Genomic DNA, 21428 nt, shown 5'->3' with positions numbered 1-21428 from the left:
CCTGGGCGGCCCGGGTTCAGATACCGCCAGCGGTGAGTTTTTCCGGGTCCAGCAGCGCTTCGAGCTGGTCACGCGACAGGTCGGTGTGCTCCAACGCCACGTCGATGATCGGACGCCCCTGCTTGTAGGCGGTCTTGGCGATCTCGGCGGCCTTCAGGTAGCCGATGATCGGGTTGAGCGCGGTGACCAGGATCGGGTTGCGCGACAGCGCTTCCTTGAGCTTGGCCTCATTGACCTTGAAGCTGGCAATCGCCTTGTCGGCCAGCAATCGGCTGACGTTGGCCATCAGCTCGATGCTCTCCAGCAGGTTGCGGGCGATTACCGGCAACATCACGTTGAGCTCGAAGTTGCCCGACTGGCCGGCCACGGCGATGGTCGTGTCGTTACCGATTACCTGAGCGGCGACCATGGCGGTGGCCTCCGGGATCACCGGGTTGACCTTGCCCGGCATGATCGAAGAGCCTGGTTGCAGACCCTGCAGCTCGATTTCACCAAGGCCGGCGAGCGGGCCGGAGTTCATCCAGCGCAGGTCGTTGGCGATCTTCATCAGCGCCACGGCAGCCGTCTTGAGCTGGCCCGACAGCGCCACGGCGGTGTCCTGGGAGCCGATCAGGGCAAACAGGTTCTCGCCGGGGGTGAACTCGACCTGGGTCAGGCCGCTCAACTGGCGGGCAAAGCCTGCGGCGAACTGCGGGTGTGCATTGATCCCGGTGCCCACGGCCGTGCCGCCCTGGGCCAGTGCCTGCAGGCTCGGCAGCGTGGCTTCGATATGCGCCTGGGCCCCCTTGATCTGGGCGGCCCAACCACCGAGCACCTGGCTCATGCGTACCGGCATCGCGTCCATCAAATGGGTGCGGCCGGTCTTCACGTGCTTGTGCACCTCGACTGCCTTGGCCTCGATTACCTGGGTGAGGTGGCGCAAGGCCGGCAGCAACTGTTCGTGCAGGGCCAGGGCGGCGCTTACGTGAATGGTGGTGGGGATGATGTCGTTGCTGCTCTGGCCACAGTTGACGTGGTCGTTGGCATTGACCGGCTCGCCCAGCACATGGCTGGCCAGGGTCGCGATGACCTCGTTGGCGTTCATGTTCGAGCTGGTGCCGGAGCCGGTCTGGAACACGTCCACCGGGAAGTGCCGGATGAAATCCTCGGCCAGCAACTGTTCCACCGCCTTGACGATGGCCGCGCCCTGCCCTGCGCTCAGCTGTTCCAGCTCGACGTTGGCCTTGGCCGCAGCGGCTTTGGCCAGCAGCAAGGCGCGGATGAACTGGGCCGGCATCGGCTTGCCGCTGACCGGGAAGTTGTCGACCGCGCGCTGGGTCTGGGCACCATACAGGGCCTGGGCCGGCACCTGCAGCTCACCCATGCTGTCGCGCTCGATACGGGTATCACTCATCTTCAAGTCCTTGCATCAGTTCTTCGGGAGAAATCGACGGCAACAGCACGCAATTGGCGAGCTGTATCGCGTAGGGCTGCCAACGCTGGTTCTGTTCGAGGCGGTCGAGATTGCGCAGGTCAAGCAGCGGGCGCCAGGCCTGGTCCAGGCACAGGCAGCGCCAGTGCCAGGGCAACATGCGATCGTTGGCGGTATCGAGCAGCAGACGCAAGGCGGTCAAGGCCACGGTCCACGGCGAGGTCTCGGTGCAGCACACCAGATAGCGGCCTTCGGCGAGGTAGTGCTCGATCAGGCGTGGCTCATCGGGTTCCAGCGCGCAGCGGATGCGCCGGCTGAGCCAGCGCCAGTTTTCCAGGTAGGGCAGTTCGTGGAGGACGGTTTTCATGAACATCATCGCCGGGTTACTGGATAATGATATTCATTATTAAGTGATAAATAGAATCAGTTCAAGTCGACTGGCAGACAAAAAGAAACCCGGCACGATGGCCGGGTCCTTTGCAAGACAGGAACGAAAGCGGCAATCAGCTGCCCGCCACCGTCATCCGCTCGATCAGCACCGAGCCACTATGGATATTGCTGCGGGTCTCGATGTCACTGCCAATCGCCACGATCTGCTGGAACATATCCTTCATATTGCCGGCGATCGTCACTTCCTGGACCGGGAACTGGATCTCGCCGTTCTCTACCCAGAAGCCCGCCGCACCCCGCGAATAGTCGCCGGTCACCATGTTCAGCCCATGGCCCATCAGCTCGGTTACCAGCAGGCCACGGCCCATGCGCCGGATCAGTGCGGCCTGGTCCTCGACGCCGTGGGTGACGAACAGATTGTGCACGCCACCTGAGTTGGCGGTGCTTGGCAAACCCAGCTTGCGCCCCGAATAGGTGCCCAGGATGTACGACACCAGCTCGCCTTTGTCGACGAACGGCTTGGCGTAGGTGGCCAGGCCATCGCCATCGAACGCCGCGCTGCCCAACGCACGCGGAATGTGTGGGCGCTCGTCGAGGGTCAGCCAGGTGGGGAACAGGCGCTGGCCAAGGGTCCCCTCGAGGAACGACGATTTGCGGTACAGGTTGCCGCCGGAAATGGCCGACAGGAAGCTGCCGAACAGGCCGCCGGCAAGCTCTGCCGAGAACAGTACCGGCACCTCGCAGGTGGGTACCGGGCGGGCACCCAGGCGGCTTGCCGCGCGCTGTGCGGCACGCAGGCCAATGCTACGCGGGTCGGCTAGCAGTTGGCCCTGGCGATTGACGTCGTACCAGTAGTCACGCTGCATCTGCCCATCGGCTTCGGCGATCATCACGCAGCTCAGGCTGTGACGGGTTGAGGCGTAGCCACCGATAAACCCATGGCTGTTGCCGTACACCCGCACACCCTGATGGGTATTGAGCGTGGTGCCGTCGGCGTTGCTGATGCGCTTGTCGGCATCGAACGCAGCCGCCTCACAGGCCAACGCCATCTCGATGGCTTTCTCCGGCTCGATGTCCCAGTCATGGTAGAGGTCCAGGTCGGGGATCTCACGGGCCATCAACGCGGCATCGGCCAGCCCCGAGCAAGTGTCCTCGGAGGTATGTTTCGCGATTGCCAGCGCGGCTGCGACCGTCTCGCGGATCGCCTCAGGACCGCTGGCCGAGGTGCTGGCCGAACCCTTGCGCTGGCCTACGTAAAGGGTGATGCCGAACCCCTGGTCGCGATTGAACTCGACCGTCTCGACTTCGCGCTGGCGCACCGTGGTGGACAGGCCTTGCTCCAGCGACACCGCCACTTCGCAGGCGCTGGCGCCCTGGCGGCGCGCCTCGGCGACGATCGCCTCGACCTGCTCCTGCAACGCCGGCAGGTCCTTGGGGCCTACGCTCTGGACTGCACTCATGGTTTTCTCCACTGAAAATTCTGCGTACGGCTTGGGTCATTCTACGACCGGGCCGGACAAGCGGCCCCCGACTGGTTATCATGGCGGCGATTTCCTGCGGACGGCCCCCATGGTTGATTCTTACGACGACGCCTTCGATGGCGAAAAAAGCAAAACCCAGATCAAGCGCGAGCTGCATGCGCTGGTCGAACTCGGCGAACGCCTCACCACCCTCAAGGCCGACACCCTGGCCCGCCTGCCGCTGACCGACGAGCTGCGCAAGGCGCTGGACGAAGCCAGCAAGCACACCGCCCACGGCGCCCGCAAACGCCACATGTCGTTCGTCGGCAAGCTGATGCGCGTGCAGGACCTGGACGCCATCCATGCCGTGCTCGAGCAGATCGACAGCTCCAGCCGCCAGTACAACGAGCGCTTCCACGGCCTCGAGCGCTGGCGCGATCGCCTGATCGACGGTAACGACGAAGACCTCGAGCGTTTCGTCAACGAGTTCCCCGACACCGATCGCCAGCACCTGCGCTCGCTGATCCGTCATGCCCAGCATGAAAAGGCGCGGAACAAGCCGCCTGCCGCTGCGCGTAAAGTGTTCAAGTACATCCGCGACCTCGACGAGACCCAGCGCGGCCTGCGTTGAGACCATCGCGGGACAGGTCGCATCGGCGCACCGCCGCTCCCACGCAGCCTTCTCAGGCATCTGTGGGATGCGGCCCTGTCCCGCGATCATTGATCAAGCCCCTGTGCCACCGACAGTGATCGCATCCAGCTTCAGGGTCGGCTGGCCAACGCCCACCGGCACCGATTGCCCATCCTTCCCACACGTGCCCACGCCGCTGTCCAGCGCCAGGTCGTTGCCGACCATCGACACACCGCGCATCGCTTCCGGCCCATTGCCGATCAAGGTCGCGCCCTTTACCGGCGCGGTGATCTTGCCGTCCTCGATCAGGTAGGCCTCGCTGGTGGAGAACACGAATTTGCCGCTGGTGATGTCCACCTGGCCACCGCCAAGGTTGGCGCAGTAGATGCCCTTCTTCACCGACCGGATGATTTCCTCGGGATCGCTGTCGCCGGCACGCATGTAGGTGTTGGTCATGCGCGGCATCGGCAGGTGAGCGTAGGATTCGCGCCGGCCGTTGCCAGTCACCGCCATGCCCATCAGGCGCGCATTGAGCTTGTCCTGCATGTAGCCCTTGAGGATGCCGTTCTCGATCAGCGTGGTGCACTCGGTCGGCGTGCCTTCGTCATCGACGCTGAGCGAGCCGCGACGGCCTTCGAGGGTGCCGTCGTCGACGATGGTGCACAGGCTCGAAGCCACCTTTTCACCGATGCGCCCGCTGAACGCCGAGCTGCCCTTGCGGTTGAAGTCGCCTTCCAGGCCGTGGCCGACTGCCTCGTGCAGCAGCACCCCGGACCAACCCGGGCCGAGCACCACCGGCAGCGTGCCGGCCGGAGCGGGAATCGCCTCGAGGTTGACCAGCGCCTGGCGCAGTGCCTCACGGGCGTAACCCATCACCCGCTCTTCACTGAAATAGCGATAGTCGGTGCGCCCGCCGCCGCCCTGCCCACCACGCTCGCGACGTCCGTTGTGCTCGACGATCACACTGACGTTGAAGCGCACCAGCGGACGCACGTCGGCGGCCAGGCTGCCATCGGCAGCGGCCACCAGAATGCGTTCCCACACCCCTGCCATGCTCACGCTGACCTGCTGGATACGCGGGTCGAGTGCACGGGTAGCGGCATCGACGCGCTTGAGCAGCTCGACCTTCTCGGCGCGGGTGAGTACATCCAGGGGATTGTCAGGCGCGTACAAAGCAGTCACGTCCTGGTTGCGGAAGGCTTGCACAGTACCGTTCTGCCCGGCGCGGGAGATCGAGCGGGCGGCACGCGCCGCCGACGTCAGGGCTTCGAGGTTGATCGCATTGCTGTAGGCAAAGCCGGTCTTCTCGCCGGATTGGGCACGCACGCCCACGCCCTGGTCGAGGTTGAAGCTGCCCTCTTTGACGATGCCGTCCTCCAGTGCCCAGGTTTCCGAGATCTGGCCCTGGAAATACAGGTCGGCGGCATCGATGCCGGGACCGGCCAACTCGCCCAGCACCGTCTGCAAGCTGTCGAGAGTCAACCCGCCCGGGGCCAGGAGCTGCTCACTGACGGTGGATAACATCTGGCTCATAGTCACTCCGAGGTAGGCGCAGGCCGCAAGGCGTCCTGCGAGAAAAAGCGCCGGTGCGTAGTTACCGGCATGCGCGCCCGGATGGACGCCTGTTCTTCGATATCGCGTGTGGCGAGCAACACCGCCTCGCCCCGCGCCTGTTGCGCGACGATCCGCCCCCAGGGGTCGACGATCGCCGCCTGGCCGTGGGTTTCCCGCGGCCCCGGATGCAGGCCGCCCTGTGCGGCCGCCAGTACATAGCACTGGGTCTCGATGGCCCGTGCGCGAATCAGCACTTCCCAGTGCGCCGCCCCGGTCACCGCGGTGAACGCCGCCGGTGCGCTTATCAGTTCGGCCCCAGCGGCGCGCAACGCGCTGTACAGCTCGGGGAAGCGCAGGTCATAGCACACCGACAGGCCCAGGCGGCCCACCGGTGTGTCGGCCACCACCACCCGGCTGCCGTGGGCATAATCGTCCGACTCGCGGTAGCGGCCACGGTTGTCGGCCACGTCCACATCGAACAGGTGCAGCTTGTCGTAGCGAGCGGCGATCTCGCCGTGCTCGTCGACCAGTAACGAGCAGGCATGGGCCTTGGCCTCCGGCTGGCCGACCGGCGGCAGCGGCAGGGTACCTGCGACGATCCATAACCTGAGGTCGCGAGCGGTGCGTTTCAACCATGGCAGGATCGGCCCCTCGCCCAGCGCCTCGGCCCTGCCGATGGCGGCGGCGTCGCGCCGGCCCATGGCCGCGAAGTTTTCCGGCAACACCGCCAGGCGCGCGCCTCCGGCTGCGGCCTGCTCGAGCAGCGCCGTGGCACGTTGCAGGTTGGCCAGCACATCGTCCTGGCTGACCATCTGGATCACTGCTGACGTCATGACCACCCCTGGGGTTACTTGTCGAAAGGTTTCACAAAGGTGATTTTAGGCTCTTTGACCGGACCCTCGACGCGATAATGCACGCTGGCGAAGCGCGCCACCCGGTCACCGATCAGACGATCGACGAGGAACAGCGCGCCACCGACCGCCGGCGCGCCAACAATCAAGGCGGCCAATGGCAGGTTGTTGGTGACCGGCAACGTCACCAGCAGCTTGGCGTCGACCCGATCACGGACGAAGTCCATGGTGCCGTCGAGTTCGAAATTGCTCGACGGGCCGGTGACGGTGATCGGCTCCCGCGTCACGTAGACCCCTTCGCTGGCCACCAGCAGGCCTTTGACCCGATCGTAGGCCAGGCCCTTGCTGAACAGGTCGGAGAAGTCCAGGCGCAGGCGTCGGCCAATGGAGTTGAAGTTGAGCAGCCCGAATACCCGCAACGCCTGGGCGCTGCCCTCGACCTCGACGAACTGACCGCTGCGCAGCGCCGCGTCGAGGCTGCCGGAGTACCGGTTGAGGCTGACCCAAGCCGGCGAGCCCGGCCAGCGGCCATCCACGTCCATGCGGAAGTCGCGGCTGGTGACGGTGGGGGCAAATCCCCAGGCTTTGAGCACATTCCCCAGGTCCTTGCCGTCGACGCGGCCTTTGTACCAGCTGGACGTGCTGCCGGGCTCGCCTTCCCAGCCACCGCTGCCGTCGATGTGCAGCCCCTTGAGGTCCAGGTCGATGTCGCTCATGGCCATGCCCCGGGGGGTCTGGCGCAGCTTCAGGGTGGCGCTGCCAAACAGGTCGTCACCGCGGTACAGCTTGTCGATGGTCAGGTCCAGCGGCGGCGCCTTGCGCGGGTCGAACCCGGCCAATGGGTCCGGCGCATTCTCGGCCTGGGCCTCGTTCGGGTCGGCGGGCGGCAGGCGCAAGCTCTGCAGGCGGACAGTCATGGGCGCGGCCTTGGCATCGGGAATGCGCGCATTGCCGATGACTTCCTGGCTGTCCAGGCGCAGGTCCCAGGCCGGGCCACCACGCATCAGGCGGATCACCGCCTGGTTGAGGTCCATGCCGAACGCCTTGAGCTGGCCGATGCTGAGGTCAACGCTCTGCAGGTTCTGCCGGGCACTACCGCCCGGATCCTTGCCGGCAAAGCGCTCCATCTGTTGCTGCCAAGGGGCCAGGTCCAGCGTCTCCAGCCGGCCACGCACCCGCAGGCCCTGGCCAGACGGCAAGCTGGCCTCGCCCGTGCCCAGCAACAGCTCGCCACGCCCTTGGGCCAGCTTGTCGGCAGGTGCGGCATAAGCGAAGCGGGCCAGGTCCGCGTAGCTGCCATCGATGCGCCGTTCCGGGCCCTGCAGGGTCAGGCTGAAACGGCTGTCGCGGGTTTCTGCGGCGGCCTTGCCAAAAGGCGCCGGCAGATCGATGGCCAGGCCCTTGAGCGACGAATTGACGGTCAAGCGGTTGTCACGACTGCCCAGTGTTACTTGCACCTGATAGGGCAGCTCACCCGACGCTGGCAGCGGCTGCGCGAACTGCAACCAGTCGGTCAGGGCCTTGAGGCCGACCTGGCCATTGGCATTGATCCGGGTCTGGAGCTGCCCACCCTGTCCTTCTGCGGTGATTTGCGCGCTGACCGCCTTGCCAAAGGCGTGCAGGCTGATGTCCTTGCCGCTCAGGCCCTTGTCGAGGTCAAAGGTGAAGTCGCCCTTCAGCTGGCTCAATTCCAGGGCCGGGGGCGCCACTTTCAAAGTAGCGTCGGCTGTCGCGAAGTTCACCAGCACCTTGGGCCGCTGCCCATGGGCCAGGGGTACGTCGAGCTTGATCTTGCCATTGAGCGGCCCCTCGCCTTCCCAACCGGCGAACATCTCCCCAGTGCCGACTGGCGCTTCCTTGAGGATCTTCAAGCCATCGCCGAGGCTGCCGTCGAAATTACCGTCGAGGATCAGGTGGCTGTGCTGGTCGCCTTCGGCATGGGGAATATCGACGCTGACATCACTGACCTTGGTGTCCAGCAGCAGACCATGATGGGCCTGGATGCGCACACCGGTGTCTTCGATATACACATTGCCGTCGACCTGCTGCACCTGTGGCCAGCCTGGCTGGAAGTCCAGCGCGGCGTCATGCACCTTGAAGAACAGGCTGATATCGCGGGCATGGGGCGGCGCATTGTGATGCAGCGAACCCTGGTACTGGAAATAGCCCTCGTCGACATTGCCCTTGACGATGGCGCTGCGCAGCCATTCGTCCAGGGCGGGGCTGAGCACCTCGGGCAGGTACTTGGCGGTGTAGCGCCCGTCGCCTTCGGTAAGGCCGACGCGCAGGTCCATGTAGTCTTCGTGGCCCGGCTGCAGGTGGATGCGAATAAGGAAGTCCGCCGCGATCTTGCCCTCGTCGCCCACTACCTTGATGTAGGGGGCAACCAGGGTGAAAGCCTCCTTGTCCAGGGTCCAGGTCAAGCGCGCATTGGCTTTCGGGTAATGCCAGGGTTTGCCGAAGATCGGGTACAGGTGCAGCATGAACGCCTGGGTATCCAGGCGCAGCTCGCCATGCCCAAGGTCACCGCTGATCGCCCCGGAGACATTGCCCGCCGCCGGCGCGCCGTGATAGGCATCGAAACCGACCTTCTCCAGATTGGCGGCAAACTGCAGCCGTTGGTCGCCCTCGGCCTTGGGTCGGATGTCCAGGCGCACGTTGCGCAGGGCGCCGCTGACCTTGAGCGCATCGACCACGGTCATCAGCTTGTCCGGCAATGGCGCCAGGGCGTCGATCAAGGGCGTCAGCGGGGTCAGGTCGAGGCGGTCCGCCTGCACCTGCCAGCTTTCCTCGGCCGGGTTCTGGCCCGGACGCTGTGCCAGTTGCAGGTGCGACTCCCAACGGTTCTTGCCAAGGCTCATGGCCAGCGAGTCGACAACGACGTCGAAGCCCTGGTCCCGACGCTGGAACCAGGCCGACAGGGCCAGATTGTCCACGGTGATGGCCTTGCGCCCGGTGTAGGCGCCCTTGAGCTGCGGGGCATTGAGGCGAACCATCGCCTGCTGCAACTGCCCTTGCCGCCAGTCGATCCACAGCTCACCACCGGCGCGCAGCGCGCCGGCCTGCCATTGGCCCAGCAACTGCGGCGGCAGCCAGCGTGCCCAGTCGCTTTGCGGCAGGCTCAGGTAAGCCTGCACGCGCCCGTCGCGCCAGGCCTTGGCCGTGGCGCGGCTGTTCAGGCTCAAGGCCAGGGGCTGGCCGTCGGGCAGCGTGGCGCGCAGGTCGACGCTCTGGCGCGAAGCGCCTGCCTGCACGCCGAGGCTGACGTAGGTGAGGGTCAGGGGGTCTCGTTGCCAGGGCTGCAAGGTGACCTGGCTGTCGAAGACATCGATTCGGCCAAGCTGGCGTAGACGCTTGAGCGCATCGGCCGGATCGAGCGGCGCATCATCCTTGTGCGGCAGACCTTCCAGGGTCCAGTCGCTCTGCTCGTTCTCGCGCAGGATCAGTTGCAGCCCACTGAGCTGGATACGCGCCAGGCGCACTTCACGCGCCTTGAGACTGGCCCACAGGTCAGGCACCAGCTTGACGTCGTCCAGGCGCAGCGCCGCAGCGCCTTCGCCCAGTTGCAGGTCACGTACACGCAGTACAGGCGCCAAGCCACTCCAGCGCCCTTCGAGCGCACCGACGTGCACGGGCATGCCCAAGGCCTGTTCGGCCTTGAGTTCGGCGTCTGCACGGTATTCGGCGACCAGGGGAACCAGTTGCCGACCGAGGCTGACATACAGCGCCACCAGCACCGCCAGCAGGGCGCAGATAACCAGCCCCCAGCGGGTCAAGGCGCTCAGAACGCGGGTCAGACGTTCCATGGCCGAGGCCCTCCAAGTCGTCCCTTAACTATGGCCGGTGTAAAGCGCTTTGCCAGCCCGTCCATGGGGCAACCGCTGTTAGAAGGGGTCAGAGCAGCACCACATCGTATTGTTCCTGGGAATACATGGACTCCACCTGGAAACGGATGGTTCGCCCGATGAACGCTTCAAGTTCGGCAACGTTACCCGATTCTTCATCGAGCAACCGATCCACCACCTTCTGGTTGGCCAGCACACGATAGCCCTCGGCCTGATAGGCACGGGCTTCACGAAGGATCTCGCGGAAAATTTCGTAACAGATCGTCTCCGGGGTCTTCAGCTTGCCACGCCCCTGGCACGCCGCACAGGGCTCGCACAACACCTGCTCGAGGCTTTCGCGGGTGCGCTTGCGGGTCATCTGCACCAGGCCCAGCTCGGTGATGCCAATGATGTTGGTCTTGGCGTGATCACGCTCGAGCTGCTTCTCCAGGGTACGCAGGACCTGGCGCTGGTGCTCCTCGTCCTCCATGTCGATGAAGTCGATGATGATGATCCCGCCGATGTTGCGCAGGCGCAGTTGCCGGGCAATCGCGGTGGCCGCCTCGAGGTTGGTCTTGAAGATGGTCTCTTCAAGGTTGCGATGGCCGACGAACGCACCGGTGTTGACGTCGATGGTGGTCATCGCCTCAGCCGGGTCGACCACCAGGTAGCCGCCGGACTTGAGCGGCACCTTGCGTTCCAGGGCCCGCTGGATTTCGTCCTCCACCCCATACAGGTCGAAGATCGGCCGCTCGCCGGGATAGTGCTCCAGGCGATCGGCGATCTCCGGCATCAATTCGGCCACGAACTGAGTGGTCTTCTGGAAGGTCTCCCGCGAGTCGATGCGGATCTTTTCGATCTTGGGGTTGACCAGATCGCGCAGGGTCCGCAGCGCCAGGCCAAGGTCTTCGTAGATGACCACGGGCGCTCCGCAGGTCTTGATCTGCGAGCCGATCTGCTCCCACAGGCGGCGCAGGTAGCGGATGTCCTGGAGGATATCTTCCGCGCGGGCGCCCTCTGCGGCGGTGCGCAGGATGAAGCCCCCGGCATCCTTCATGTCTTCCTGGGCCATGCAGTCGGTGACCACCTGTTTGAGGCGATCGCGCTCGGCTTCTTCCTCGATCTTGAGCGAGATGCCGACATGACTGCTGCGCGGCATGTACACCAGGTAGCGCGACGGAATCGACAGCTGGGTGGTCAAGCGTGCGCCTTTGCTACCGATGGGATCCTTGGTGACTTGCACCACCAGCGCCTGGCCTTCGTGGACCAGTGCGGTGATGGTCTCCACGGCCGAGCCTTCGCGCTGGGAAATTTCCGAGGCATGGATGAACGCCGCCCGCTCCAGGCCGATATCGACGAAAGCCGCCTGCATGCCCGGCAATACCCGCACTACCTTGCCTTTGTAGATGTTGCCGACGATGCCACGGCGCTGGGTACGCTCTACATGCACCTCCTGCAGGACTCCGTTCTCCACCACCGCCACGCGTGATTCCATCGGGGTGATGTTGATCAGGATCTCTTCACTCATGGCGCGCTCTCGTCAGTGGTCTGGGGTAATGATGGATTGCTGCGGCGTGGCTGGCTAGCGCTGTGCGGAATCCTCTTGCAGTTGCCAACATGGCACGCCGAATTGCTCGAGCAGTTCGGCGGTTTCGCTCAGGGGCAGCCCGACCACGGCCGAGTAGCTGCCCTCGATGCCGCTGACAAACACAGCGCCCAGGCCCTGGATGGCATAGCCGCCGGCCTTGTCGACAGGTTCACCGCTGTCCCAGTAGCGCAGCGCCTCCTCGAAGGAGATGGTACGAAAACGCACGGTGGTGCTGACGCAGCGGCTGATACTGCGCTGGCCATCGGTCAGCGCCACGGCGGTGAGCACCTGGTGTTCGCGCTTGGACAGGTCGCCGAGCATGGCCAAGGCCTGCTCGCGATTCTCCGGCTTGCCAAGGATCTGGCCATCGAGCACCACGGTGGTGTCGGCGCCCAGCACCACCCCTGCCCCATCCGTGTAGGCGAAGCCCGCAACGGCCTTGGCCTGGGCCAGGCGCTCGACGTAGGCCGTCGGTGCTTCGCCCGGCAACGGGGTTTCATCGATGGGTGCGCTGACGACTGTGAACGGCACACCTATCTGGTTCAGCAGTTCACGGCGGCGTGGCGAGCCGGAGGCCAAGTACAGCTGGGTCATGTGGACATCTCCCTGTCAGTGGCGGCGCGTCAGTGAATATGCAGGCGACGGCGCAGGCCGCGCAGGGCAAAGCTGACCCACGGCCAGAGCAAGGCGCTGATCACCGCGGACCAGACCAGGGCCAGGGTTGGCAGGCGATTGCCGGTCAACGCGCTGAGCCACAGCTGGATCAGTTGGGCGATACCGAAGATCACCAGGATCACCAGGCTCTGCTGCCACATGGGGAACATGCGCAGGCGCTGCTGCAACGAAAGCACCAGGAAGGTGATCAGGGTAAGGATCAGGGCGTTCTGGCCAAGCAGGGTGCCGTACAGCACGTCCTCGGCCAGGCCAAGCAGGAACGCGGTGGTCATGCCGACCTTGCCCGGCACCGCAAGGGTCCAGAAGGCCAGCAGCAGGGCCAGCCACATGGGCCGGAACACTTCCATGAACTGCGGCATGGGCGAGACGCTGAGCAACAGGCCGATGGCGAAGCTCAGCCAGATGGCCCAGCCGTTTCTGCTACGGGTGCTGGCCATTATTGTCTCCGGGGTTGGGTGTTCGCAGGCGCCGGGGGCACCGCTGCCGGGCTTGCCGCAGGCGCCGCAGGCGCTGGGGCCGCGCCGGGCACAGGCTGAACCGCGCTACCCGCCGCAGATGCAGCCGGCGTGGCCGGTGCCTGGCCGTGGCCAGCGCCTTGACGGTCGGCCTCCTCTTGGGCGATCGCCGCCTCGGTGGCGCGTTCCTCGGGCGTGCGCCGGTCACTGAACACCAGCAGCATGTAGCGGCTGCGGTTGAGCGCGGCAGTTGGGATGGCACGGACGATGGCGAACGGCTGGCCGGAGTCATGGATCACTTCGTTGACCGTGGCTACCGGGTAGCCCGCCGGGAAACGCTGGCCCATGCCCGAACTGACCAGCAGGTCGCCTTCCTTGATGTCGGCGGTGTCGGCCACGTGGCGCAGCTCCAGGCGCTCCGGGTTGCCCGTGCCGCTGGCAATGGCGCGCAGACCGTTGCGGTTGACCTGCACCGGAATGCTGTGGGTGGTGTCGGTGAGCAGCAGTACCCGCGCGGTGTAAGGCATCAGCTCGACCACCTGGCCCATCAGGCCGCGGGCATCGAGCACGGGCTGGCCGAGAAACACGCCATCGCGCTCGCCCTTGTTGATCAGGATACGGTGCGTGAACGGATTGGGGTCGACCCCGATCAGCTCGGCGACCTCGACCTTCTCATTGACCAGCGCCGAGGAATTTAGCAACTCGCGCAGGCGCACGTTCTGCTCGGTCAGGGCGGCCAGCTTCTGCAAGCGCCCCTGCAGCAGCAGGGCCTCGGTCTTGAGTTTCTCGTTCTCGGCGATCAGCTCGGTGCGGCTGCCGAACTGGCCTGCCACGCCCTGCCACGTGCGCTGCGGCAGGTCGGTGATCCAGTAGGATTCCATCAGCACCAAGCCCATCTGGCTGCGCACCGGCTTGAGCAGGTCGAAACGCGAGTCGACCACCATCAGCGCGACCGACAGCACGACCAGCACGAGCAGGCGAACGCCCAGCGAGGGGCCCTTGGAGAAAAGCGGTTTAATGGGCCGTTCCTCGTGGACGACTCAGGAGGTCATTGGACATGGGGCAATGCACCGGCCTGCTTGCGGGTTGACGGAAAAGGCGCCCGGGCGGGCGCCAGCACAGCGCTTACAGGTAGCACTGTGCGTGTCACCTGTAAACCTGGGCATACACTACTGCACCAGCGATCACTCGCTGGAGAGCAGGTCCATGGCGTGCTTGTCCATCATCTCCAGGGCACGGCCACCGCCGCGGGCGACGCAGGTCAGCGGGTCTTCGGCGACGATCACCGGCAGGCCGGTTTCCTGGGCCAGCAGCTTGTCCAGGTCGCGCAGCAGCGCGCCACCACCGGTCAGCACCAGGCCGCGCTCGGCGATGTCCGAGGCCAGCTCCGGCGGCGACTGCTCCAGGGCGCTCTTGACCGCCTGGACGATGGTTGCCAGCGATTCCTGCAGCGCCTCGAGCACTTCGTTGGAATTCAGGGTGAAGGCACGCGGCACGCCCTCGGCCAGGTTGCGGCCACGGACGTCGACTTCGCGCACTTCACCGCCCGGGTAGGCGGTACCGATTTCCTGCTTGATGCGCTCGGCGGTGGATTCGCCGATCAGGCTGCCGTAGTTGCGGCGCACGTAGGTGACGATGGCTTCGTCGAAGCGGTCGCCGCCGACGCGCACGGATTCGGCGTAGACCACGCCGTTGAGCGAGATCAGGGCGATCTCGGTGGTACCGCCACCGATATCGACGACCATCGAGCCGCGGGCCTCTTCGACCGGCAGGCCGGCACCGATGGCGGCGGCCATGGGCTCTTCGATCAGGAATACTTCACGGGCACCGGCACCGAGGGCCGATTCACGGATGGCGCGGCGCTCGACCTGGGTCGACTTGCACGGCACGCAGATCAGCACGCGTGGGCTGGGCTGCAGGAAGCTGTTCTCATGCACCTTGTTGATGAAGTACTGCAGCATTTTTTCGCAAACGCTGAAGTCGGCGATCACGCCGTCCTTCATCGGACGAATGGCAGCAATGTTGCCGGGGGTGCGGCCCAGCATGCGCTTGGCTTCGGTACCGACTGCGACGACGCTTTTCTGGTTGCCGTGGGTACGGATGGCAACAACCGAGGGCTCATTCAGGACGATACCGCGCTCACGCACGTAGATAAGGGTGTTGGCAGTACCCAGGTCGATGGACAGATCGCTGGAAAACATGCCACGCAGTTTCTTGAACATGGGAAAGTGACCCTGGGGAAAGCGTGGGTAAAAAAGTGCGGCAAACTCTAACAATGGCAGGGATTTTGGGCAAGGAGCCAATATGTTAAATTGGTTGTTTTTCCGAGCATGCCTGCCGATGTTCGCGGCCCTTTGACCGCCAGAATGCCGGCATGTTCCTCATCTGCGGACCCATTCCGTTTTTCGTTTCCCTGGAGATCCCCATGGCGCTTCAACGCTCCGACGTGGAAAAGATCGCCCATCTGGCCCGCCTGGGCCTGAATGAAGGCGAATTGCCACGCATCACCGATGCCTTGAACAGTATTCTCGGGCTGGTCGACCAGATGCAAGCCGTCGACACCTCTGGCATCGAGCCCCTCGCCCACCCGCTGGAAGCCACCCAGCGCCTGCGCCCCGACCAGGTCACCGAAAGCAACCAGCGCGACCGCTACCAGGCCGTCGCCCCGTCGACCGAGAACGGTCTGTACCTGGTTCCGAAAGTCATCGATTAAGGGATAGCGCCTGCCATGCATCAACTCACTCTGGCCGAAATCGCCCGCGGCCTCGCCGACAAGTCGTTCTCCTCGGAAGAACTGACCGGCGCCCTGCTGTCGCGCATCAAGCAGCTCGACCCGCAGCTCAACAGCTTCATCACCGTCACCGAAGCACAGGCCCTGGAGCAGGCGCGCGCCGCCGACGCCCGCCGTGCCTCTGGTGAGACCGGCGCGCTGCTGGGTGCGCCGATCGCCCACAAGGACCTGTTCTGCACCAACGGCGTGCGCACCAGCTGCGGCTCGAAGATGCTCGACAACTTCACCGCGCCATACGACGCCACCGTGGTCGCCAAGCTGGCCGAAGCCGGCATGGTCACCCTGGGCAAGACCAACATGGACGAATTCGCCATGGGCTCGGCAAACGAGTCCAGCCACTACGGCGCGGTGAAGAACCCATGGAACCTCGAGCACGTGCCCGGTGGTTCGTCCGGCGGCTCGGCCGCCGCCGTGGCCGCGCGCCTGCTGCCGGCCACCACCGGCACCGACACCGGCGGCTCTATCCGCCAGCCGGCCGCGCTGACCAACCTCACCGGGCTCAAGCCGACCTATGGCCGCGTATCGCGCTGGGGCATGATCGCCTACGCCTCGAGTCTCGACCAGGGCGGCCCGCTGGCCCGCACCGCCGAAGACTGCGCCCTGCTGCTGCAAGGCATGGCCGGTTTCGACGCCAAGGACTCGACCTCGGTCGACGAGCCGGTGCCGGACTTCAGCGCCAACCTGAACGCCTCGCTGCAGGGCCTGCGCATCGGCCTGCCCAAGGAATACTTCGGCGCCGGCCTCGACCCGCGCATCGCCGACCTGGTCCAGGCCAGCGTCAAGGAGCTGGAGAAGCTCGGCGCGGTGGTCAAGGAAATCAGCCTGCCGAACATGCAGCACGCCATCCCGGCGTACTACGTGATCGCCCCGGCGGAGGCCTCCTCCAACCTGTCGCGCTTCGACGGCGTGCGCTTCGGTTATCGCTGTGAAGATCCGAAAGACCTGACCGACCTGTACAAGCGCTCCCGTGGCGAAGGCTTCGGCGCGGAAGTGCAGCGGCGCATCATGGTCGGTACCTACGCCCTGTCGGCAGGCTACTACGACGCCTACTACGTCAAGGCGCAACAGATCCGCCGCCTGATCAAGAACGACTTCATGGCCGCGTTCGCCGACGTCGACGTGATTCTTGGCCCGACCACGCCGAACCCGGCCTGGAAACTTGGCGCCAAGAGCAGCGATCCGGTCGCTGCCTACCTGGAAGACGTCTACACCATCACCGCCAACCTGGCGGGCCTGCCGGGCCTGTCGATGCCGGCCGGCTTCGTCGATGGCCTGCCGGTGGGCGTGCAACTGCTGGCCCCGTATTTCCAGGAAGGCCGCCTGCTCAACATCGCGCACCGTTACCAGCAAGTCACCGACTGGCACACCCGCGCCCCCAACGGCTTCTGAGGAGTTCACACATGCAATGGGAAGTTGTGATCGGGCTGGAGATTCATACCCAGCTCGCCACCCAGTCGAAGATCTTCTCCGGCAGCGCCACCACCTTCGGCTCCGAGCCGAACACCCAGGCCAGCCTGGTCGACCTGGGCATGCCCGGCGTGCTGCCGGTGCTCAACCAGGAGGCCGTGCGCATGGCGTGCATGTTCGGCCTGGCGATCGATGCCGAGATCGGGCCGCGCAACGTCTTCGCGCGCAAGAACTACTTCTACCCCGACCTGCCCAAGGGCTACCAGATCAGCCAGATGGACCTGCCGATCGTCGGCAAGGGCCACCTGGACATCGCCCTGGAAGACGGCACCATCAAGCGCATCGGCGTGACCCGCGCGCACCTTGAAGAAGATGCCGGCAAGAGCCTGCATGAAGACTTCAACGGCGCCACCGGCATCGACCTGAACCGCGCCGGCACCCCGCTGCTGGAGATCGTCTCCGAGCCGGACATGCGCAGCGCCAAGGAAGCCGTGGCCTACGTCAAGGCAATTCACGCCCTGGTACGCTACCTGGGTATCTGCGACGGCAACATGGCCGAAGGTTCGCTGCGCTGCGACTGCAACGTGTCGATCCGCCCGAAAGGCCAGACCGAGTTCGGCACCCGCTGCGAAATCAAGAACGTCAACTCGTTCCGCTTCATCGAACGTGCGATCAACAGCGAGATCCAGCGCCAGATCGACCTGATCGAGGACGGCGGCAAGGTGGTACAGGAAACCCGCCTGTACGACCCGAACAAGGACGAGACCCGCTCCATGCGCAGCAAGGAGGAAGCCAACGACTACCGTTACTTCCCCGACCCGGACCTGCTGCCGGTGGTCATCGAGCCCGGCTTCCTCGACACCGTGCGCGCCGCCCTGCCGGAGCTGCCACCACAGAAGGTCGAGCGCTTCCAGAACCAGTACGGCCTGTCGGCCTATGACGCCAACGTGCTGGCCTCCAGCCGCGAGCAGGCCGACTACTTCGAACAGGTGGTGAAGATCGGCGGCGACGCCAAGCTGGCCGCCAACTGGGTGATGGTGGAACTGGGCAGCCTGCTGAACAAGCTCGGCGTCGAGATCGACCAGTCGCCGGTCAGTGCCGAACACCTCGGCGGCATGCTGCTGCGCATCCGTGACAACACCATCAGCGGCAAGATCGCCAAGACCGTGTTCGAGGCCATGGCCGCTGGCGAAGGCGATGCCGATAGCATCATCTCCAGCCGCGGCCTCAAGCAGGTCACCGATACGGGCGCGATCGACAAGATGCTCGACGAGATGCTCGCCGCCAACGCCGAACAGGTCGAACAATACCGCGCCGCCGATGAAGCCAAGCGCGGCAAGATGTTCGGCTTCTTCGTCGGCCAGGCGATGAAGGCGTCGAAAGGCAAGGCCAACCCGGGGCAAGTGAACCAATTGCTCAAGGCCAAGCTCGAAGGGTGATCCTGATCGCGGGGCAAGCCCGCTCCCAGATCGTGGGAGCGGGCTTGCCCCGCGATGATTCGAAGTGACAGCGGAGCTTCCGAATTGCTCAAGCGTTCCCTCACCACCCTCGCCCTCTTTAGCCTCCTGGCCGGCTGCGCCAGCCATGACATCGACCCTCGCGGCTACGACCAGAGCGGCACCGCCTCCTATTACGGCTCACGCCACCATGGCAAACGCACTGCCAGCGGCGAGCCCTTCAACCAGCATGGCCTCACCGCCGCCCACCGCAGCCTGCCCTTTGGCAGCCGTGTGCTGGTCACCAACCTGGCCAACCAGCGCAGCGTGGTGGTACGCATCAACGACCGTGGCCCGCACACCCGCGGCCGACTGATCGACCTGTCACGCGCCGCCGCAGAAAAAATCGGCATGCTCCGTAGCGGAACCGCGCGAGTCCGGGTACAAGGTCTGAGCGATTGACCTGACTGGAGCCCTCGCCATTTTCGACCTGGCCACCCTCCCCGCCTTCAGCCTGCTGCAACTGGGCCTGGGCTTGCTGCTGATGATCTTCGGTGCCGAGCTGCTGGTACGCGCCGCCCTGCGCCTGGCCGGCCGCCTGCACGTGCGCCCGCTGATCATCGGCCTGAGCCTGGTCGCCTTCGGCAGCACCGCGCCACAGCTGACCGTGAGCCTGCAAGCCGCCTACCAGGGCGCGCCGGATGTCGCGGTGGGCAGCGTCGTGGGCAGCAACATCTTCAACGTGCTGGTGATCCTGGGCCTTGCCGCACTGATCATTCCGCTGCGTGTGTCACGCCAGCTGGTGCGCCTGGATATCCCGCTGATGATCCTCGCCAGCGCCCTGGTCTACCTGCTCGCGCTCAACGGCGAACTGGGGCGGCTGGAAGGCGGCCTGCTGCTGCTCGGCCTGGCCGGTTACCTGGCCATGCTCTGGCATCAGTCGCGGCACTATGCCCGCACGTACCCGGCGCCACGCACCGAGCACGCCAGCCCGCTGCGCTTCTGGAGCGGGGCGCTGCTGCAGATCCTCATGGGCCTGGGGCTGCTGAGCCTGGCGGGCCACCTGGTACTGGAGGCAGCCGTCGAGGTAGCGACCGACCTGGGCCTGTCCGAACGCATCATCGGCCTGACCGTGGTCGCGGTGTGCACCTCGCTGCCGGAACTGGCTGCCGCGCTGATCGCGGCCCTGCGCGGCGAACGGGAAATCGCCGTGGGTACGGTGATCGGCAGCAACCTGTTCAACCTGCTGGCGGTGCTGGGGCTGACGGCAGTGACCACCCCCACCCCCTTGTCGATTTCACCCAATGCACTGGACTTCGACCTGCCGGTGATGCTCGGCGTCGCCGCGCTGTGCCTGCCGGTGTTCTATTCCGGCTACCGGGTTACCCGCGCCGAAGGCTTGGTGTTCCTGTGTCTTTACCTGGCCTACGGCCTGCACGTGGTGACCTTCACCACCGGCCTGCCTTTGGCCGGACACCTCGAACAGCTGATGCTGTTCTATGTAATGCCACTGCTCGGGGTCGTACTGCTGTACACCACGGTCCGCGCCTGGTGTCGCCAACACTAAGGAAAACAACATGGCTGACAAGAAAAAGACCGGTGAAAGCATCCGTCGCCAGGTAATGGGCGATGCCTTCGTCGATCGCGCCCTGGGCAACGCAACGGCGTTCACCCAACCGCTGCAGGACTTCGTCAACGAACATGCATGGGGCAGCGTCTGGGCCCGCGACGGGTTGCCGCTGAAGACCCGCAGCCTGATCACATTGGCCACCCTGACCGCGCTCAAGTGCCCGCAGGAACTCAAGGGCCACGTGCGTGGGGCGTTGAACAATGGCTGCACGGTCGAGGAGATTCGCGAGGCACTGCTGCATTGCGCGGTGTATGCCGGGGTGCCGGCGGCGATCGATGCGTTTCGCGCGGCGCAGGAAGTGATCGACAGCTATCAGGCGAGCACCGCGAATTAAACGGCAAAACGCCAGAGGCTCATGGAGATCCCCTGGCGTACGTCAAGACCACCTGCCTCAACCCACCGGCCGCAGGCCCTGGCTCATCCCGAACAGAAACAGTAAAAGATCATGATCCGGCTGAGCCTGCGCCTGGTCAGCCTTCACCACACGAGGCAATGGGCACTGCCCACCCTCCCCGGCCTTGCTGAACACCGTGGGCCGCGGCTGCTCCCAGGCTGCCGCCGCAACGGTGGTCACCGCCAACGCCGCAACCAGGAACAAAGCTCGAGCTATTTCTAGTTTCATTGCTCTAAACCTTTGACAGCGCTGCCAAACGCCATTTGGTAAAAGTAGAGCAAGGTCTGCCACTCCGCCTCATTGAACGACGAGTGGCGGCGCAATTGACGCAGGTCGTTGTACGCCGCTCGCTGGCAGCTGATCCGTCGCCGACATTTCTCCAGATCCAGCAACGCGACCTCCACCCGCGCCTGCTCCCCCTCGCCAAGTACCTTGACGAACACATGCTTGCCGTACAGGCAGCCATGCTGCCAATGCCCCAGGTGCATGCGCGCCAGGTTGTCGGCCAGATCCTTGAGCATGCGCTCGTGCACCGCCTGCGGATAATGCTCGCGAGCTCCCGAGGCATGCCAGGCATCGAGATCGACAAAGCCATCGAGTGCCTCGCTGACCAGCAACGCACGCCACTGGTGATCGGCGTCACGCTCGGCACCGGCATAGACGATACGCGGCACCCGCACGCCCAACTGCTCGAAACTGTGCAATGCGTCGAGTTCGCGCAACACTGTGGGGCGCCCGAAAGGATGCAGGAGGCTGCGGTAGATATGCCCGACCTGGCGTTTGGCATACAGCATATGGCCATGGTCATCGCTCAGCCGCTGCACACCGCTTTCGCCACCACGCCGCTGGTTGGGTTCCTCGACCCATTCCCCTTGCTGCTGCCAGTAATAATCGAACTGCCTGGAATGATGCTGGGCTACCGCCATGACTC

At 65.0% G+C, this 21428-nt stretch carries 20 protein-coding genes; 7 read left to right on the top strand and 13 right to left on the bottom strand.

The features are described from left to right. Nucleotides 1-16: 16 nt before the first annotated feature. The 3 genes from KHO27_RS01200 to pmbA form a co-directional block, all read right to left on the bottom strand. Nucleotides 17-1393 (bottom strand): class II fumarate hydratase, encoded by a 1377-nt coding sequence (locus KHO27_RS01200; protein WP_110700400.1) that lies wholly within the window; start codon nucleotides 1391-1393, stop codon nucleotides 17-19. Continuing rightward, nucleotides 1386-1787 (bottom strand): FagA protein, encoded by a 402-nt coding sequence (locus KHO27_RS01195; RefSeq protein WP_110700402.1) that lies wholly within the window; start codon nucleotides 1785-1787, stop codon nucleotides 1386-1388. The genes KHO27_RS01200 and KHO27_RS01195 overlap by 8 nt, the downstream gene beginning before the upstream one ends. Nucleotides 1788-1914: 127 nt before the next feature. Beyond that, the gene (gene pmbA / locus KHO27_RS01190) at nucleotides 1915-3261 is read right to left on the bottom strand and encodes a metalloprotease PmbA (protein WP_110700404.1); all 1347 of its coding nucleotides are present in this window, start codon (nucleotides 3259-3261) and stop codon (nucleotides 1915-1917) included. A gap of 109 nt (nucleotides 3262-3370) precedes the next feature. On the opposite strand from pmbA, the gene yjgA reads away from it, so the two are divergent. After that, nucleotides 3371-3892 carry a ribosome biogenesis factor YjgA gene (gene yjgA / locus KHO27_RS01185; RefSeq protein ID WP_023632090.1) on the top strand — a complete coding sequence of 174 codons (522 nt, stop codon included), beginning with the start codon at nucleotides 3371-3373 and terminating at the stop codon, nucleotides 3890-3892. A gap of 93 nt (nucleotides 3893-3985) precedes the next feature. On the opposite strand, the gene tldD is transcribed toward yjgA, so the two are convergent. The 8 genes from tldD to mreB form a co-directional block, all read right to left on the bottom strand. Further along, a complete protein-coding gene (gene tldD / locus KHO27_RS01180) occupies nucleotides 3986-5425 on the bottom strand; it encodes a metalloprotease TldD (RefSeq protein WP_214501040.1) in 1440 nt (479 codons plus the stop codon). A gap of 2 nt (nucleotides 5426-5427) precedes the next feature. Further along, nucleotides 5428-6279: a carbon-nitrogen hydrolase family protein gene (locus KHO27_RS01175; protein ID WP_214501039.1), complete on the bottom strand. Its 852-nt coding sequence runs from the start codon at nucleotides 6277-6279 to the stop codon at nucleotides 5428-5430. A gap of 14 nt (nucleotides 6280-6293) precedes the next feature. After that, the gene (locus KHO27_RS01170) at nucleotides 6294-10103 is read right to left on the bottom strand and encodes a YhdP family protein (RefSeq protein ID WP_214501038.1); all 3810 of its coding nucleotides are present in this window, start codon (nucleotides 10101-10103) and stop codon (nucleotides 6294-6296) included. A gap of 88 nt (nucleotides 10104-10191) precedes the next feature. Beyond that, complete coding sequence (rng, locus tag KHO27_RS01165) at nucleotides 10192-11649, bottom strand: ribonuclease G (RefSeq protein ID WP_046856978.1); 1458 nt, start codon at nucleotides 11647-11649, stop codon at nucleotides 10192-10194. A gap of 54 nt (nucleotides 11650-11703) precedes the next feature. Beyond that, a complete protein-coding gene (locus KHO27_RS01160; protein ID WP_214501037.1) occupies nucleotides 11704-12303 on the bottom strand; it encodes a Maf family protein in 600 nt (199 codons plus the stop codon). 29 nt (nucleotides 12304-12332) lie between these two features. Continuing rightward, nucleotides 12333-12821 carry a rod shape-determining protein MreD gene (gene mreD / locus KHO27_RS01155; RefSeq protein WP_102682705.1) on the bottom strand — a complete coding sequence of 163 codons (489 nt, stop codon included), beginning with the start codon at nucleotides 12819-12821 and terminating at the stop codon, nucleotides 12333-12335. Further along, entirely contained in the window at nucleotides 12821-13810 is a 990-nt protein-coding gene (mreC, locus tag KHO27_RS01150; RefSeq protein WP_502937581.1) for a rod shape-determining protein MreC, read from the bottom strand. The genes mreD and mreC overlap by 1 nt, the downstream gene beginning before the upstream one ends. A 213-nt stretch (nucleotides 13811-14023) precedes the next feature. Beyond that, a complete protein-coding gene (mreB, locus tag KHO27_RS01145; RefSeq protein ID WP_003255163.1) occupies nucleotides 14024-15061 on the bottom strand; it encodes a rod shape-determining protein MreB in 1038 nt (345 codons plus the stop codon). Nucleotides 15062-15264: 203 nt separating this feature from the next. On the opposite strand from mreB, the gene gatC reads away from it, so the two are divergent. From gatC to KHO27_RS01115, 6 genes are all read left to right on the top strand, one after another. Further along, entirely contained in the window at nucleotides 15265-15552 is a 288-nt protein-coding gene (gene gatC, locus KHO27_RS01140; RefSeq protein WP_023631156.1) for an Asp-tRNA(Asn)/Glu-tRNA(Gln) amidotransferase subunit GatC, read from the top strand. Between the two features lie 15 nt (nucleotides 15553-15567). Then, nucleotides 15568-17019 (top strand): Asp-tRNA(Asn)/Glu-tRNA(Gln) amidotransferase subunit GatA, encoded by a 1452-nt coding sequence (gene gatA / locus KHO27_RS01135; RefSeq protein ID WP_110700413.1) that lies wholly within the window; start codon nucleotides 15568-15570, stop codon nucleotides 17017-17019. Nucleotides 17020-17030: 11 nt separating this feature from the next. After that, nucleotides 17031-18476 (top strand): Asp-tRNA(Asn)/Glu-tRNA(Gln) amidotransferase subunit GatB, encoded by a 1446-nt coding sequence (gene gatB, locus KHO27_RS01130; RefSeq protein WP_214501036.1) that lies wholly within the window; start codon nucleotides 17031-17033, stop codon nucleotides 18474-18476. Nucleotides 18477-18560: 84 nt separating this feature from the next. Next, on the top strand, nucleotides 18561-18935 hold the full coding sequence (locus KHO27_RS01125) for a septal ring lytic transglycosylase RlpA family protein (protein WP_214501035.1): 375 nt from the start codon (nucleotides 18561-18563) through the stop codon (nucleotides 18933-18935). Nucleotides 18936-18996: 61 nt separating this feature from the next. Continuing rightward, complete coding sequence (locus tag KHO27_RS01120) at nucleotides 18997-20040, top strand: calcium/sodium antiporter (protein ID WP_214501950.1); 1044 nt, start codon at nucleotides 18997-18999, stop codon at nucleotides 20038-20040. Nucleotides 20041-20050: 10 nt separating this feature from the next. Next, a complete protein-coding gene (locus tag KHO27_RS01115) occupies nucleotides 20051-20437 on the top strand; it encodes a carboxymuconolactone decarboxylase family protein (RefSeq protein ID WP_102682698.1) in 387 nt (128 codons plus the stop codon). 57 nt (nucleotides 20438-20494) lie between these two features. On the opposite strand, the gene KHO27_RS01110 is transcribed toward KHO27_RS01115, so the two are convergent. Together KHO27_RS01110 and KHO27_RS01105 are read right to left on the bottom strand one after the other, a co-directional pair. Continuing rightward, nucleotides 20495-20725, bottom strand: coding sequence for a hypothetical protein (locus KHO27_RS01110; RefSeq protein ID WP_214501034.1), 231 nt, complete (start codon nucleotides 20723-20725; stop codon nucleotides 20495-20497). Beyond that, on the bottom strand, nucleotides 20722-21423 hold the full coding sequence (locus KHO27_RS01105) for a lipopolysaccharide kinase InaA family protein (protein WP_046856984.1): 702 nt from the start codon (nucleotides 21421-21423) through the stop codon (nucleotides 20722-20724). Before KHO27_RS01105 ends, KHO27_RS01110 begins: the two co-directional genes overlap by 4 nt. Between the last annotated feature and the right edge of the window lie 5 nt (nucleotides 21424-21428).

Origin of the sequence: Pseudomonas sp. RC3H12 (assembly GCF_018596375.1) — a bacterium.
Taxonomy (GTDB): Bacteria; Pseudomonadota; Gammaproteobacteria; order Pseudomonadales; family Pseudomonadaceae; genus Aquipseudomonas.
Note: the sequence above shows the minus strand (reverse complement) of the source record. Positions and strands in the feature narration are given on the sequence as shown.